The sequence below is a fragment of the Actinomadura nitritigenes genome (genome assembly GCF_017573545.1).
In the GTDB taxonomy this organism is placed as follows: domain Bacteria; phylum Actinomycetota; class Actinomycetes; order Streptosporangiales; family Streptosporangiaceae; genus Spirillospora; species Spirillospora nitritigenes.
In genome coordinates, this window is the sequence record NZ_JAGEOK010000013.1 from 274,078 (window position 1) to 288,819 (window position 14,742).

Here is a 14,742-nt window from a genome sequence, read left to right on the forward strand (position 1 = left end):
GCCCGAGCCGCAGCACCAGCAGGACGGCCGCCACCGCCACCAGCGCGAGAGCGAGGACCAGGACACCCGCGTTCACCATGCCGCCCACGCCGCACGATGCTACGCGTGCTCGCGGGGCTAGAGTGCGCCTATGGCGAGACCTCTGGTTATCAAGGTGACGGCGGGGGCGGACGCGCCGGAGCGCTGCAACCAGGCGTTCACGGTCGCGGCGGCCGCCGCGGCGAGCGGCGTGGCCATCTCGCTGTGGCTGACGGGCGAGTCCGCGTGGTTCGCCCTGCCCGGCCGCGCCGCGGGCTTCGAGCTCGAGCACGCGACGCCGCTGGACGACCTGCTCGCCGTGATCCTCGCCGCCGGACGCGTCACCCTGTGCACGCAGTGCGCGGCGCGCCGGAGCATCGGCCCGGACGACGTGCTGCCCGGCGTCCGGATCGCCGGCGCCCCGACGTTCGTCGAGGAGATCACCGCACCGGACGTGCAGGCGCTCGTCTACTGAGCGCGCCCCGTCCGGTCCGTCGGCGGAGGCCGAACGGGCGTTCACGCCTGCCCTGAAACGGCTCGACCCCCGAAGCGGCGCACGCGATCCCGCACGCGACGGCACGCACGCCGAACCAGCACGCGATTCAGCCAGCCTGGCCTGCTCAGCTCCATTTGTTCAGTTTCAACTGGACAGCTCAGCCTGATGAAACTACCGTGGAGGGCATGGACGAGACGGACGAAACGGAACGAGCACGGGAAGGGACCGCGCCGCGGGGACGGCGGGGCCGATGACCTCGGTCCTCACCCAGGTCGCGGGCTCCCTGCGGCGGCGCCGCCCCGGACGGGGCGGCCCGCCGGACGGGTTCGACCGGCGGCTCCTGGCGCCGATGATGCTCGGCAGCGTCCTGAACCCGGTGAACTCGTCGATCATCTCGGTCGCGCTGGTGCCGATCGGCGCCGCGTTCGGGGCGCCGCCGTCGCGCACCGCCTGGCTGATCTCCGCGTTGTACCTGGCGACGGCGATCGGGCAGCCGGTGGTCGGGCGGCTGATCGACCTGTTCGGGCCGCGCCGGCTGTTCCTCGCCGGGACGGCGCTGACCGGCCTCGCGGGAGTGGTCGGCGTGCTCGCGCCGGACCTGTGGGTGCTCATCGGGGCGCGGGTGCTGCTCGGGTTCGGGACGTGCGCGGGCTATCCGGCGGCGATGTCGCTGATCCGGAGCGAGGCGCGGCGGACCGGGCACGACAGCCCCGCCGGCGTCCTCACGGCGCTCGCGGTGACCACGCAGACCATCGCGGTCATCGGGCCGTCCCTCGGCGGGCTGCTGATCGGCCTCGGCGGATGGCGCACCACGCTCGCGCTCAACATCCCGCTGGCGCTGGCGGGGATCGCGCTGGGCCTCCTGCGGCTGCCCAGGACGCCACCGCCTGAACGCGCCGACGGCGAGCGGCGCCTGGCGAACCTGGACCTCACGGGCATGGGCCTCTTCGCCGTCATGCTCATCTCGCTGCTGGTGTTCCTGATGGAGCCCGCCATCGGGCACCTCTACCTGCTGGGTGTGGTGGCCGTGGCGGCGGCGGCCTTCACCGTCCGCGAACTGCGGGTGGAGGCGCCGTTCATCGACCTGCGCGTCCTCGGCGGCAACAAGCCGCTGCTCATCACCTACGGTCGCGCGCTCCTCGCCTACATCGTCACGTACGCGTTCCTCTACGGCTACACGCAATGGCTGGAGGAAGGACGCGGTCTGTCGGCGTCCCAGACGGGCCTCGCGCAGCTCCCGCTCTTCGGCACCGCGATCATCGTGTCCACCCTCACGGGACGGCGCGCGGAGATCCGCGGGAAGCTCCTCGCGGGCGCCGCCGGGCAGGTCGCCGCGTGCGCGCTGCTGCTGGTGCTGCACTCCGCCAGCCCGATCTGGTCGATCGTGGCCGTGGCCGTCGTCATCGGCGTCCCGCAGGGCCTGAACAGCCTCGCCCTCCAGAACGCCGTCTACCACCAGGCCGACCCGGAGCGGCTGGCGTCGTCCGCCGGGCTGCTGCGCACCTTCGGCTACCTCGGCGCGATCGTCGCGTCCGCGGCCGACGGCGCGTTCTTCGGGCAGCGCGCCGGCACCCCCGGGATGCACCACCTGGCCTGGTTCATGCTCGCCATCTCCGTCGCGTTCCTGCTGGTGACGGTGGTGGACCGCTCGCTGGGCCGCATCGGCCCCGCCACCCGAGAGATTGGACAGTCATGACGAACACCGCCCTGCTCGCGATGGACCTGCAGAACGCGATGGTCGGGCGCGTCGAGGACGACGCCTACCTGCCGCGCGTGGTCGGCGCCGTGGACGCCGCGCGCAAGGCCGGCGTGCCCGTGCTGCACGTCGTCGTCGGCTTCCGCGAGGGCCACCCCGACAAGCACCCCCGGAACAAGGCGTTCGGCGCGCTGCCGGACGGCGCCTTCACCCCGGCCGACCCGAGCGCCGCGATCCACCCCGACCTCGGCCCGCGGCCCGACGAGCCCGTGATCACCAAGAAGCGGGTGAGCGCGTTCGCGGGCAGCGACCTGGACCTCGTCCTGCGCTCGCGCGGGATCGACCACCTGGTGCTGGCGGGGATCGCGACGAGCGGCGTCGTCCTGTCCACCCTGCGGCAGGCCGCCGACCTCGACTTCCAGATCACCGTCCTCGCCGACGGCTGCGCCGACGCGGACCCCGAGGTCCACCGCGTCCTCACCGAGAAGGTCTTCCCGCGCCAGGCCGACGTCGTCACCGTGGACGCGTGGACGAGGACCCTGAGCGAAGCCTGAAAGAAGCCTGCGTGAAGGGGGAAGAGCGCGTTAACCCTGCGCTAACCTTCGCCCGCCCGCCTTCTGCCCCCGCCCCGAACCCGCCTATGGTGCGATGACCAGGGAAAACGCCGGTTCTCAGCACTCTCGGGTTCGGGGAGGCACGTCCCGGGCCCGGGGAAGGGGCGGGTCCATGGCAGCGAAGGTCATCCTGCACATCGGGCAGCAGAAGTCGGGCACCACCTACCTGCAGGACGTGCTCGGCCACATCGCGGAACCGCTCGCGCGGGAGGCGGGCGTCCTCTACCCGGACTCGATAAGGGAGGTCCTCCCCGACGCCATCGAGAACCACGAGCGCGCGACGCGCGGGCTGCTCGGCGACGAGTACCCGTGGGTCTCGGCGGACGACGCCGCCGGGGAGCGCGACAAGTGGCTTCGGCTGATGGAGAAGGTCCGCGCCTGGCCGGACACCGTGCTGATCTCCGCCGAGGCGCTGTCGGTGATCCGGTCGGCGGCGGTGGCGCGGCTGCTCGCGGAGTTCGACGGCGCGGACGTCGAGATCGTGATCACCACCAGGCGGCTGGACCGGTCGCTGCCGTCGCTGTGGCAGCAGCACGTCCGCAACGGACGGCACTCCACGATCGAGGAGTACTTCGACGCGCTGGTCGAGCAGCGCGAGCGCGGCCCGGAGGCGATCGAGGAGGACCTCGACCTGCACCTGTGGCGGGCCTTCGGGCTCGGCGGGCTGGTCCGGCGATGGGCCGCCGCGGTGGGCCCGGACCGGGTCCACGTCGTGATCAACCCCGGTTCGCCTGCGGACCTGCTGTGGCGCCGCTTCGCCACCGCCGTCGGCGCGCGCGGCTGCGCCGGCCGGCCGTCCGCCGAGGTGCGGGCCCGCCGCACCCACGGCGGGCTGACCAGCGAGGAGACCGAGCTGATGGTCGCGCTGAACCGGCGGCTGGAGGGCTCGGGCTGGAGCACGTTCGAGTGCCGGGCGCTGCGCGAGGAGATCCTGCTGGGCGGCCTGCTCGTGCGCGGCGAGCGCGGCGGGCCGGTCGCCGTCCCGGACTCGGCGCGGGACCTCGTGGCGGCGTGGGCCGAGGAGGACGTGGCCGTGCTCCGGCGGAGCGGGGTGGAGATCGTGGGACGCCCCCGCGAGCTGCGGCCCGTGCCGGAACCGCCGGACGGGCCCGCCCCGGCGTCGTCGGAGCGGGTCGCGGAGGCCGCCGCGGCGGCGATCATGGCGGTGGCGCCGCGCGGCCGGTACGGGCCGGAGCCGCGGCGCAAGTCGCTCCCGGCCTGGATCAGGACCCGCGTGCGGCCCGGGCAGGAGATCCCCGGGCCGCCGAGTCCGGACGCACCCGCGGCACGCGACGCCACCGCGGCATCCGAGGCGCCCGGCGCATCCGACGTGCCGGACGCCCCTGGCGCGCGGGACACGCAGGAGGCCCGGGACGCGGGATCGCCGCAGTAGGCGGTCCGTCAGGCGGCCCCGGGGTCCGCCGGGGGTTCGATCGGGAAGAGGATCGGGCTCAGCAGGTACTGGGCGCGGCCGGGCGCCGGGCCGTTCGCGAGTCGCGGAGCGATCGCGGCGCGCATCCCGGCGATCAGTTCGAGCAGCTCCTCCTCGCTGAGCCAGACGGCGTGCTGCCGGTATCCGACCAGGTCGGCGGCCGGGTCGCTGCCGTCGCGGTCGAGGTAGGCGCCGAACGCGGCGATGAGGGCGGCGGTCGCCGCCGCGAACCCCCGCCGGTGGTCCTCCCGGGACAGCGGCGCGGCCGGGTCGATCATCGCGCGGTCCTGGCGGAGCCGGTAGCGGCGCTCGACCGCGCCGCGCACCCGGCGCTCCTCGGCGACCTCCAGGACGCCGCCGCCGACCAGCAGCTCGACGTGCCGGTAGAGGGTCGCCTTCGAGACGTCCGGGATCCGCTCGCGCAGCTCGGACGTGGTGAGCAGCCGGCCGCCGCGCAGCGCGTGGACGACGCGCAGCCGGACGGGGTGGGCGAGCAGCTCCAGGGTGTCCATCGCCCTACGATCTCATCCGTGTTACCTTTCTCAAACTTGAGAGGGGTTGCCATGGGGGACGCGGAAGCCGTCGCCGCCGGGGTCGCCCGGTCGCTGCGGGACGGGCGGTTCGCCGAGGTCGAGGCGCTGTTCGCGGCCCCGCTGCGGGCCGTCGCGCCCGCCGGGGCGGTGGGCGCCGCGTGGGCGGCGGAGATCGCGCGGCACGGCCCGGTGACCTCCGTCGGGGACCCGGCGGCCGAGCCGCTCGGCGCGGACCTGACCCGGGTGAGCGTCCCGGTCGCCTGCGAGCGCGGGGCGCTGACCGTCGTCATGTCCGTGGACGGCGCGGGCCTGCTGAACGGCCTCCGGCTCGCGCCCGGCGGCGCCGCGGCGTGGAGCCCGCCGCCCTACGCCGACCCGTCCGCCTTCGAGGAACGGGAGGTCACCGTCGGATCGGGCCCGCTGGCCGTCCCGGGAACGCTGACCCTGCCCCGGGCGACCGGGCCGCGCCCCGGCGCCGTCCTGCTCGCCGGCGGCGGACCGTTCGACCGCGACGCGACGAGCGGCCCCAACAAGCCGCTCAAGGACCTCGCCTGGGGCCTCGCCACCAGCGGCGTCGCGGTCCTGCGCTTCGACAAGGCGACCTACGCCCACCCCGCCGAGGTCGCCGCCGACCCCGCCTTCACGATGGCGGACGAGTACGTCCCGCACGCCGTCGCGGCCGTCCGCCTGCTCCGCGGCGATCCGGCCGTGGACTCCGGACGGGTCTTCGTGATCGGCCACAGCATGGGCGGCAAGGCGGCCCCGCGCGTCGCCGCCGCCGAGCCGTCCGTCGCCGGCATGGTGATCATGGCGGGGGACGCTCAGCCGATGCACGAGGCCGCCGTCCGCGTGACGCGGCACCTCGCCTCCCTGGACCCCGGCCCGGACGCGGACGCCGCCGTCGCGGCGATCATCCGGCAGGCCGCCAGGGTCGCGGACCCGGCGCTGTCCCCGGCGCGGCCCGCGGCGGACCTGCCCTTCGGCCTCTCCGCCCCGTACTGGCTGGACATGCGGTCCTACGACCCCGTGGCGACCGCCCTCGCGTTCGGCAAGCCCATGCTGATCCTGCAAGGCGGGCGCGACTACCAGGTCACCGTCGAGGACGACCTGTCCCGCTGGCGGGCGGCCCTGGAGGGACGTCCCGGCGTGACCGTCCGCGTGCACGCCGCCGACGACCACCTGTTCTTCCCGGGCACCGAACCGTCGACGCCCGCCGGCTACGACCGCCCCCAGCACGTCGACCCGGCCGTGCTGGACGACATCGCCGCCTGGCTGAACGCCTAGGACCCGTCCGCGGCACGCGCCTCGTCGCGGGTCGCGGCGCCGACCTCGTCGTGGGCCGCGACACCCGGCTCGTCGCCGGCCGCGTCGCCGAGGCTGAGCAGCAGCGTGCGCAGGGTCGCGGCGAGACCGTCCCGCTGGTCCCGGTCGAGCGCGGCGAGGATGCGCCGCTCGTTCTCGAGGTGGGCGGTGACGGCGCGGTCGATGAGGTCGCGGCCGGCGGGCGTGAGGGCGACGATGACGCTGCGCCGGTTGGCGGGGTCGACGTCGCGGGTGACGTGGCCCTTGGCGACGAGCCGGTCGAGCCGGTTGGTCACGGCGCCGGACGTGACCATCGACGAACGGGCCAGGTCGCCCGCCGTCATGCCGCCGTCCGCGCCCGCCCGCCGGAGGGTGGCGAGGACGTCGAACTCGCCGCGCTCCAGCCCGAACTCGCTGAACAGCGCCTTGAGCTCGCGCTCGGCGATGCGCGTCACCCGGGACAGGCGGCCGAGCACGCCCATGGGGGACGCGTCGAGGTCAGGGCGCGCGCGGGCCCACTGGTCCAGGACGAGGTCGACGGCGTCACGCGCCACGAAAACTCCTCAATGTTGAACTGTTTGACACAAAGGTATCACCGGGTTACCTTCCTCAACGTTCAACATTTCAACGTTGAAAGGTTACTTCGCGATGGTCGCACGCACCGGGCGCCCGCACTCGCTCCTGCGGGCCTGGCTGGGCGTGGCCGTGATCACGGCCAGCCTCTTCACCTTCCTCACCACCGAGCTGATGCCCGTCGGCCTGCTCACCCCGCTGAGCTCCAGCCTGGACGTCCCCGTCGGCGTCGCCGCGCTGATGGTCACCCTCTACGGCGTCTCCGCGGGCCTCGCCGTCACGTTCATCGTCGCCTGGACCCGGCGCGTCGACCGGCGCGTCCTGCTGTCCGCGCTGCTGGCCGTCCTCACCATCGGGAACCTCGTCACCGGTCTTTCGCCGAACTTCCCGCTCGTCCTCGCGACCCGGCTCGTCATGGGCTTCGCCAGCGGCGTGTTCTGGGCCATCGGCGTCAGCATGGCGATGCGGCTCGTCCCGGAACGGCACGCCAGCCGCGCGTCCGCGATCGTCATGTCCGGCATCTCGATCGCCACGGTGGTCGGCATCCCCCTCGGCACCGTCCTGGAGGACCTCACCGGCTGGCGGACCACCTTCCTCATCTGGTCCGGCCTCAGCCTGCTGGTGTTCCTCCTGGTCGCCGCGATCGTGCCCGCGCTGCCGTCCGACAACGCCGTCTCGGTCCGCGAGGTGTTCGGGCTGCCGCTCAGGAACGCACCCCTGCGGTCCGTGCTGGTCATCGTCGTGCTGTTCGTGCTCGGCCACTTCGGGGCGTACACGTTCGTCCGCCCCTTCCTCGAGGACCGCACCTCCGCGACGCCCCTCTTCATCACCGTCGTGCTGATCATCTTCGGGATCGGCGGCGCCGCCGGGAACTTCGTCGCCGGCTACACCGTGAACAAGAGCCTGCGCGGCAGCTTCGCCGTCGGCTGCGCGGGGCTCGTCGCGTCCCTCCTGCTGCTGCTCGCCGCCGGCGACGGGAAGGCCGGCGCGATCGCCGCGCTGGTGCTGTGGGGGCTGTCCTTCGGCGTCGTCCAGCTCTCCCAGGTCAACATGACCCTCGCCGCCGCCCCCGAGACGTTCGAGGCGGCGATGTCGCTCAACACCATGGCGTACAACACCTCCATCGCGCTCGGCGCGCTCTTCGGCGGCCAGCTCGCCGACAACCTCGGCGTCACCAGCGTCGTCTGGTTCGGCGTCGCGCTGACCGCCGGCTCCCTGCTCCTCGCGCTCGGCACCGGCCGGCGGGCCTCACGCGCCGTCGCCCATGACGCAGCCGCCGTCCCGTCGCCGCTGCTGAAGGACTGAACGCCGGGCCCCCTCGCTCGCCGCCGCCGTCACCGCGACGGCGGCGGCGAGCAGCGCCGCCCATCCCGAGAACAGCAGCAGCTGAACGACCGCGACGCACGCGACCCCCGCCGCGATCCGCACGAAACCGCTCAGGACCCGCACCGCCGCCGCCATGCACCCGAGGTAGACGACGAGGAACAGCGCCGTCGGAACGGCGACGAACTGCGCGGTGCCGACCAGCCCGCTCCCCGCCAGGCCGAGCAGCAGCCCGCCGGTCGCGGCGATCGCGGCGACGAGCCCGGCCGTCCGCCCGCGCCCCGTCCCGCCGGACGCCCCCGCAGGACGCCCCCGCCTCGCCCCGGCCAGGGCGGACGCCATCGCCGTGGCCCCCGTCAGGTAGGCGTTGGTCGCCGCCAGCGTCAGGACGACCGCGCCGGCCGCCGCGATCGCCCGCCCGCTCCCGCCGACGGCGACCTCCAGCAGGCCCGCCAGCGGCACCGAACTCCCCGCCCGCGGACCGAGCACCCCGACCGTGGCGGCCGCCAGCGCCAGGTACAGGACGGCGGTCACGGCGAACGCCGCGCCCACGACCCGCGGCAGCTGCCGCCGCGGATCCCGCAGCCGCGCCGTCAGCGGAGCCGCGGCCTCCCACCCGACGAACGCCAGCATCAACGGCGACGCCGCCCGCGCGATCGACCCCCACCCGTGCGGGGCGAACGGATGCCAGTACCCGGCGCGCGCCGACGGTGCGGCCCCGCCCACGGCGAGCACCACCAGCGCCACCAGCAGCCCGACCAGCGCCAACTGCACCCGCACACCCGTCCTCGCACCGGCCAGGCGCATCGCCAGCACCAGCGCCAGCAGGGCCCCGGCCGCCACGAACGTCGTCCGGTCCCCCGCCCGCAGCAGCTCCGCGACGTACGCGCCGCCGATGAGGCACACCACGGGCGCCCCCGTGACCACCCCGCCGAGGAAGCACCAAGCCGCCGCGCGCCCGGCGCGCGAACCGAGCCCGGCGGCCGCATACCCCGCGACACCGCTCGTCGACCCCACCGTGGTCCCGAGGCGGCTGAACACCACCGCGATGAGGCCGGACAGCACCAGCAGGCCGGCCCACGCCAGCAGGGAGGCGGGCCCGGCGGTCCGCGCGGCGAGGCCCGGCAGGAGCAGCAGGCTGGGGCCGAGAAGAGCACCCACGTACAGAGCCGTGGCGCCCATCGTGGACAGATCGTTCCGGTTCGATGTCATGCCAGGAGCATCGCCCGAAACGCGCGGCACGCGATGGCATGTTGTGACTCGCACGACCTCCTGCACGCAATGCTGTGCCGCAAGCCGTTCAATATGCTGCACGACATGCCGCAACAGGGTTACGACCGCATCGATCGCGCCATCCTCGACCGCCTCCAGCAGCACGGCCGCACCGCCAACGTCGATCTCGCCGAGACCGTCCGCCTCTCCCCCTCCTCGTGCCTGCGCCGCACCAAGGCGCTGGAGGACGACGGCGTCATCGCCGGATACCGCGCGGAACTCGACCGGGGCCGCCTGGGGCTCGGCCTCACCGTCTTCATCGCCCTGAAGGTCGACCAGCACTCGCGCGAGACGTCCCGGACGATCGAGGCGGCCCTCACCGCCATCCCGGCCGTCGTCGCCTGCTACGTCGTCTCCGGAGAGGCCGACTTCCTCGTCGAGGTCGCCGTCTCCGACCTCGCCGCCTACGAGCGGGTGCTCCTCGACGAGATCCTCGCCATCGGCCCCGTCCGCGACGCGCGGAGCACCTTCGCCATCCGCACCGTCCTCAACCGCGGCCCGCTCCCGCTGTCCGGCTGGCCGCCCAAGCGGTGACCCGCCCCGGTCACTCCGTCAGCGCCTCCGCCAGCCCGTCCGCGAGGGCGATGATCTGCTCCAGCGCCAGGCCGCCGCGAGCCACCCGGAATCCGTGGCGGCGCGCCCAGAACGCGCCCTGGACCGCGTGCAACTGCGCCCAGCGCTGCACGCGGCCCCGGTCGAGCTCCGCGGCCTCCGCGAACACGTCCATCGCGCGGTGCAGAGCCTTGCCGAGGTCATCGGCGTCGAGGAGCCACAGCAAGAGCGCCTTGAGCAGCGCACCGGCATCGTAGGCGCGGTCCCCCGCGTACCCCTTCGGGTCGACCGCCAGCCACGGCTCGCGGTCGGCCCGCAGGATGTTCCTCGGATGCAGGTCGCCGTGGACGAGCGTGTCCGGCTGGACGCGCCCCAGCTCCCGCACGGTCGCCACCGCCGCGTCCAGCACGCGCGGAGGAAGCCCGTGCACCAGCTCCCGCGCGTCCTTGTGCAGCTGCTCCTCCCACGCGTCGGCCCGGTCCCGCAGCCGGGGCAGACCGGGCGGCGCCGGGACGCCCAGGCGCCGGCTCAGACGTCCCGCAACTCGCACCATCTCGTCGACGTCCTCGCCCTGCGCCAGGGAATCCGTCCGGGCCCGCTCCAGCAGCATCGCGAACCGCTCGTCGTCGCGCTCATGCAGCAGCACCGCGCCGCGCCCGCCCCACACCGCGAACGCGTCCGGCTCATGGACGTTGCCGGGATGCGGAAAGGACACCTTCACGACGGCGGGCTCCCCACCCCGCCGCACCGGAACGATGATCCCGACGCCCCCGTGCATGACGTCGCCGTCCGGCACGCAGTCCCAGCGGTCCAGGAGCTCCTTCACGAGCCCCGGCAACCCGGCGAGCCACTCCGTGCCCGCCTCCCCTTCGCGCTCGACGGTGCTCCGCGCGAACGCCTCCGGTATCACCACCACGCGGGCACGCTACGCGAACCGGCCACCGCCCGCCTCGTCCCTCCTAGGCTCCATTGCCATGGGGACCTTCCTCACCACCGACCGGCTCCTGCTGCGCTACTTCACCCTGGAAGACGCCGACCGCCTCGTCGAACTCGACGGCGACCCCCGCGTCATGCGCTTCCTCACCAACGGAAAACCGACCCCGCGAACGCGGATCGAGAACGACGTCCTGCCCCGGATCCTCCGCCAATACGGCGCGGGCCCACTCGGCCAATGGGCCGCGCACGAACGCGCCACCGGCGACTTCACCGGCTGGTTCGCCCTCGCCCCCATCGACGGCCGCGGCCCCGACGAAGCCGAACTCGGCTACCGCCTCCGCGCCGCCCACTGGGGACGCGGCTACGCCACCGAAGCGTCCCGCGCCCTGATCCGCAAAGCCTTCACCGACCTCGGCGTACAACGGATCACCGCCCAGACGATGGCCGTCAACACCGCCTCCCGCCGCGTCATGGAAAAGGCGGGCCTGACCCACGTGCGCACCTTCCACCAGCATTGGGACGACCCCATCCCCGGCACCGAACACGGCGAAGTCGAATACGAGATCCTCCGGCAGGATTGGCTGCGCATCGCGCGAGGGTAGCCGTTACGGCATGGGGTCCCTGCATCCTGGCTGCGAACCAGATCAAGTTGGTCGCAGATGGGAGCGCGCCTCGCCGAGGGGGCGGGCTGGAGTCAGCATCGGGGACGTGCGTCTTCTGTTTCGGGATCGCTGAACGCACAGGCATTGACTAATTGGCGGACCGTCGTCGAGAAGCGCGGACATCAAAGATGCGTACAGATGCATTGACCCTTTTTCATCCTCGGGTGAGCTCGTAGTTCTGTAGGACGGCGATGGTCTTGACCAGGTGGCCGGCCTTGCAGGGGCTGCAGCGCAGCTTGCGGAGGATTCGCCATGATTTGAGCTGGGCGTTTGCGCGTTCGCCGGGACCGCGGAGCCTGGCGTGCGCCCGGTTCGCCTGCTTCTGCGACTCGGGCTTGTCCCTGCCTTTGTAGGGCGTGATGACGACCGAGGCCTCGGCTCCTTGGTAGGCCTTGTCGGCCAGGGTGAGGATTCCCGCCTTCTCCAGTTCGCGCAGGACTCCCCAGACGCGGGCGGCGGTCAGGTCGTGGATCTTGCCGGGCATCGCCCCCGAGGTCCACAGGATCGTCCCGTTTGGTCCGGCGATCACCTGCACGTTCATCCCGTGCACCCGATGCTTGCCGGAGAAGTAGGGGCGGTCGGCCTTCACCCGGTCGGTGTGGATCAGCGTGCCGTCCAGGACCAGGTGCGTCATCCCGTCTGTCTTGGCCCTGCGCAACGCGGCCCACAGCTTGGGTGAACGCGCCGACAGCAACGCGACGATCTCCTCGACGTAGCGCCAGGCGGTGGCCACCGACACCCCGAAACCCGCGGCGGCCTCGACGAACGTCTCGCCCTTACGTAGATGCACCAGCACCAGGAGAGCCTGCTGGCCGGGGTTCAGCAGCCGCCACCGCGACCTGATCGCCCGGCGATGGCGACGGACGATCCCCGCCACGTAGTTCAGCGTCGGACGCGACAAATCCACGGCGGCACGGTAAAACAGCATGCAGAAGCTCCTGGTGAGACGGCGTGGGTTGTGGTGATCAACCCGTCTACCAGGAGCTTCTCTGTATCTGAGGGGACTCCATCAACTCGCGATCACGCTGTGATCAACCAGCCCGCCCGAGGATGAAAAAGGGTCATTGGGATGTGGGGGTGGCGCCGCGAAAGATTGTTGAGGTGGGGGACGAAAGGGTGTTCGGGTGGTGGGGTGGCGCTGGCGTACGGGGCCGCCCCTCCAAAGTCAAGGGCGCCTTCGGCGTCGCTTCGCGATGGACTTCGTCCACCCTTGACTTTGGAGCCTCTGCGGCCCCTGAGGCAGCGTTAGGGGCAGGCTCCGCCTGCCCCGCCCGGGTCGCGCCACCCCACCACCCCCTTCCGCAAGGAACCAAGCCCCCTCCCGGCAGTTCGCTCCCGGCCCTCGCCAGGCCCGTCGGTTTGAACCGCCTGTAATCCGGTGTTGGCGATCGCTCTGGCATTGCGGCCCGGAGGGGTGACGCGCTGCGTTCGCTGGGCGGCCTTGGCCATTGCACCGGTATCGCGATGTCATGCGGGGAGGCCAGCTCGCCCGTCCTGCGGGCGGGCGCGAATGGACCTGCCGCCGGGCATGGCCGGGTGTGGCGTTGTGCGGCGGGAGGGTTATGCAGTCCCTGTCCAGCGCGGTGTGAAGTGGGTCGGTGCTGCTGGGCGGTGTAGTGGCTGGGTGGGCTGGGGTGGTTTCCGCTGAGGTCTGTCTGTGGGGTACGTGCAGTCGGTGTGAGGTCTCGCTGTCGCCTGTGGTGTGGGCATGCCGGGGCCGCCCGTCATCGGGCGGATGCGGGCGGCGGATCGGCGCAGGGCATGACCGGGTCCGGTGTGGCGGGGCGGTGCGGTTATGCGGCCCAGTCGAGAGCGGGGTTGTCGGGTGGGCCGATGCTCCCTGGTGGTCCGGCCCCGGTCGCGGATCGTCTGGCGTCGGCCGGTGGCAGCAGCCGGTAGACGTACCGCCCATCTCGATCCTTGGTGATCTGGATCTGGTCGGGGTTGGTGTGCTTGAACCGGTTGTGCCACCCGCAGGCGAGTGCGAGCTGGTCGATATCAGTGGGGCTGTTGCCGAGCGCCCACCCGTGAACGTGGTCGACCTCGCACAGTGTCCCGGGGACTTCGCATCCCCGCACAGCACACGAGGGGTAGAGCGTCTCAAGGACTTGCCGTTGTGCGGCGGAGGCGAATCGTTCCCGGTATCCCAGGTAGAGCGGGGTGTTTCCGCGGCCGAGGAGCAGGGGTGAGACTCCGGCCGAGAGGGCGATGCGGCGGGCTTGGGCGGCGGGGATGGGGGTGCCGTCGGTGAGGCGGGCGGGGGCGTTGCCGCCGGTGAGCGTGTCCAGGTCGCAGATCACGGTGACCCTGGAAGCCTTGTGCCCGCCGGACAGCACGCTTGAGAGGGCGGCTGCGGTGCGTTCGGGGAGGTCGCGGTGGTCGTCGGGTCCGGCCGGCTTGGCCAGCGGCGCCAGGGTGCCGTCCCAGATCGCGGCGTCTTCGGGGTTCAGCCACCCTTTGACATACCGGCCGCCGTCCAGAGATCGGGTGGTGGTGAGCCACGACTTGTCGTAGCCGCGCCGAGAATCCTCGTCGGGGGCGTCTTCGGTGTCGTCGCGGTCGGCGATGAGGTCACGGATCCGGCGGCCGAACGCGGCGACCTTCCCGGCGGAGAAGCCCTGGTCGACGAAGCCGAGCAGGGTCGCCTCGGCCTCGACGCAGTCGGTGTCGTCCAGGCGCGAGACCGAGTCAGCGACCGTGAGGGCGTAGCCGTGGGACAGGTGTCCGGAGGCGAGTTGGGCGCAGACCTCGGGCAGGCGATGCCGCTGCCGGGCGAGAGTGAGGCGCTCCTTCACCCGGTTGTCGCGCATGCCCAGCCGGGACCGCAGCCATGCCTGGGTGGAGGGATATCCCCACCGGGCCTGCTCTTTCGTGGCGTCGACTCGGCCGATGAAACCGGCGAGCGCGCTTTCCTGCATATCGGACGCGGCCACGAGGGTTTCAGTCAGTTCCAGGCACGCGGCCGCCGATTCAGGAGCCTCGCGTTGGGCGAGTTCAGTGGCGATGATTGAGAGCGCGTTCACCAGTTCCATGGTGGACGCGGCCTCAAGCTCGACCGTCACTGATTGCATACGTAAATAGTACCCTGCGTGACCGACATTCATGGCCGTTCACGGCACATTCCGTCCGGTATCTTTTCGGCGGAAAAGCAAGCGGGACCTTACAGCCCCTGTTCTTTGGGGCACCTTCCGGGAGGTGGCTTCGTACCTTACGGAAGGGGGTGGTGGGGTGGCGCGACCCGGGGCGGGGCAGGCGGAGCCTGCCCCTAACGCTGCCTCAGGGGCCGCAGAGGCTCCAAAGTCAAGGGTGGACGAAGTCCATCGCGAAGCGACG

Annotated in this window: 14 protein-coding genes; 8 read left to right on the forward strand and 6 right to left on the reverse strand. The window is 72.5% G+C overall.

All coding sequences use genetic code 11. The annotated features are described in order from the left end of the window. Nucleotides 1–130: 130 nt before the first annotated feature. From J4557_RS22050 to J4557_RS22065, 4 genes are all read left to right on the forward strand, one after another. Nucleotides 131–493 (forward strand): DsrE family protein, encoded by a 363-nt coding sequence (locus tag J4557_RS22050; protein WP_208268574.1) that lies wholly within the window; start codon nucleotides 131–133, stop codon nucleotides 491–493. A gap of 271 nt (nucleotides 494–764) precedes the next feature. Further along, complete coding sequence (locus J4557_RS22055; protein ID WP_208268575.1) at nucleotides 765–2,210, forward strand: MFS transporter; 1,446 nt, start codon at nucleotides 765–767, stop codon at nucleotides 2,208–2,210. Next, nucleotides 2,207–2,764 (forward strand): cysteine hydrolase family protein, encoded by a 558-nt coding sequence (locus tag J4557_RS22060; protein WP_208268576.1) that lies wholly within the window; start codon nucleotides 2,207–2,209, stop codon nucleotides 2,762–2,764. Before J4557_RS22055 ends, J4557_RS22060 begins: the two co-directional genes overlap by 4 nt. A gap of 172 nt (nucleotides 2,765–2,936) precedes the next feature. Beyond that, nucleotides 2,937–4,217, forward strand: coding sequence for a hypothetical protein (locus tag J4557_RS22065; protein ID WP_208268577.1), 1,281 nt, complete (start codon nucleotides 2,937–2,939; stop codon nucleotides 4,215–4,217). 8 nt (nucleotides 4,218–4,225) lie between these two features. On the opposite strand, the gene J4557_RS22070 is transcribed toward J4557_RS22065, so the two are convergent. Beyond that, on the reverse strand, nucleotides 4,226–4,768 hold the full coding sequence (locus J4557_RS22070; protein WP_208268578.1) for a helix-turn-helix domain-containing protein: 543 nt from the start codon (nucleotides 4,766–4,768) through the stop codon (nucleotides 4,226–4,228). Between the two features lie 51 nt (nucleotides 4,769–4,819). On the opposite strand from J4557_RS22070, the gene J4557_RS22075 reads away from it, so the two are divergent. Beyond that, complete coding sequence (locus J4557_RS22075; protein ID WP_208268579.1) at nucleotides 4,820–6,073, forward strand: alpha/beta hydrolase family protein; 1,254 nt, start codon at nucleotides 4,820–4,822, stop codon at nucleotides 6,071–6,073. Here the strand turns inward: J4557_RS22075 and J4557_RS22080 are convergent. Continuing rightward, on the reverse strand, nucleotides 6,070–6,645 hold the full coding sequence (locus tag J4557_RS22080) for a MarR family winged helix-turn-helix transcriptional regulator (RefSeq protein WP_307800129.1): 576 nt from the start codon (nucleotides 6,643–6,645) through the stop codon (nucleotides 6,070–6,072). The two genes, J4557_RS22075 and J4557_RS22080, sit on opposite strands and share 4 nt — an antisense overlap. Before the next feature lie 94 nt (nucleotides 6,646–6,739). Between J4557_RS22080 and J4557_RS22085 the strand changes: the two genes are divergently transcribed. Further along, complete coding sequence (locus J4557_RS22085) at nucleotides 6,740–7,969, forward strand: MFS transporter (RefSeq protein ID WP_208268580.1); 1,230 nt, start codon at nucleotides 6,740–6,742, stop codon at nucleotides 7,967–7,969. Here the strand turns inward: J4557_RS22085 and J4557_RS22090 are convergent. After that, nucleotides 7,913–9,199: an APC family permease gene (locus tag J4557_RS22090; RefSeq protein ID WP_208268581.1), complete on the reverse strand. Its 1,287-nt coding sequence runs from the start codon at nucleotides 9,197–9,199 to the stop codon at nucleotides 7,913–7,915. The genes J4557_RS22085 and J4557_RS22090 overlap by 57 nt on opposite strands. Before the next feature lie 105 nt (nucleotides 9,200–9,304). Between J4557_RS22090 and J4557_RS22095 the strand changes: the two genes are divergently transcribed. Continuing rightward, nucleotides 9,305–9,793, forward strand: a complete 489-nt coding sequence (locus tag J4557_RS22095; protein ID WP_208268582.1) for an Lrp/AsnC family transcriptional regulator — start codon at nucleotides 9,305–9,307, stop codon at nucleotides 9,791–9,793. 10 nt (nucleotides 9,794–9,803) lie between these two features. Here J4557_RS22095 and J4557_RS22100 read toward each other — a convergent pair whose 3' ends face one another. Beyond that, nucleotides 9,804–10,727: an aminoglycoside phosphotransferase family protein gene (locus J4557_RS22100; RefSeq protein ID WP_208268583.1), complete on the reverse strand. Its 924-nt coding sequence runs from the start codon at nucleotides 10,725–10,727 to the stop codon at nucleotides 9,804–9,806. Nucleotides 10,728–10,785: 58 nt separating this feature from the next. On the opposite strand from J4557_RS22100, the gene J4557_RS22105 reads away from it, so the two are divergent. Further along, nucleotides 10,786–11,349 (forward strand): GNAT family N-acetyltransferase, encoded by a 564-nt coding sequence (locus J4557_RS22105; protein WP_208268584.1) that lies wholly within the window; start codon nucleotides 10,786–10,788, stop codon nucleotides 11,347–11,349. A 214-nt stretch (nucleotides 11,350–11,563) separates the two neighbouring features. On the opposite strand, the gene J4557_RS22110 is transcribed toward J4557_RS22105, so the two are convergent. Then, nucleotides 11,564–12,337, reverse strand: coding sequence for a transposase family protein (locus J4557_RS22110; RefSeq protein WP_208268585.1), 774 nt, complete (start codon nucleotides 12,335–12,337; stop codon nucleotides 11,564–11,566). An 865-nt stretch (nucleotides 12,338–13,202) separates the two neighbouring features. Beyond that, entirely contained in the window at nucleotides 13,203–14,480 is a 1,278-nt protein-coding gene (locus J4557_RS22115) for an HNH endonuclease signature motif containing protein (protein ID WP_208268586.1), read from the reverse strand. Between the last annotated feature and the right edge of the window lie 262 nt (nucleotides 14,481–14,742).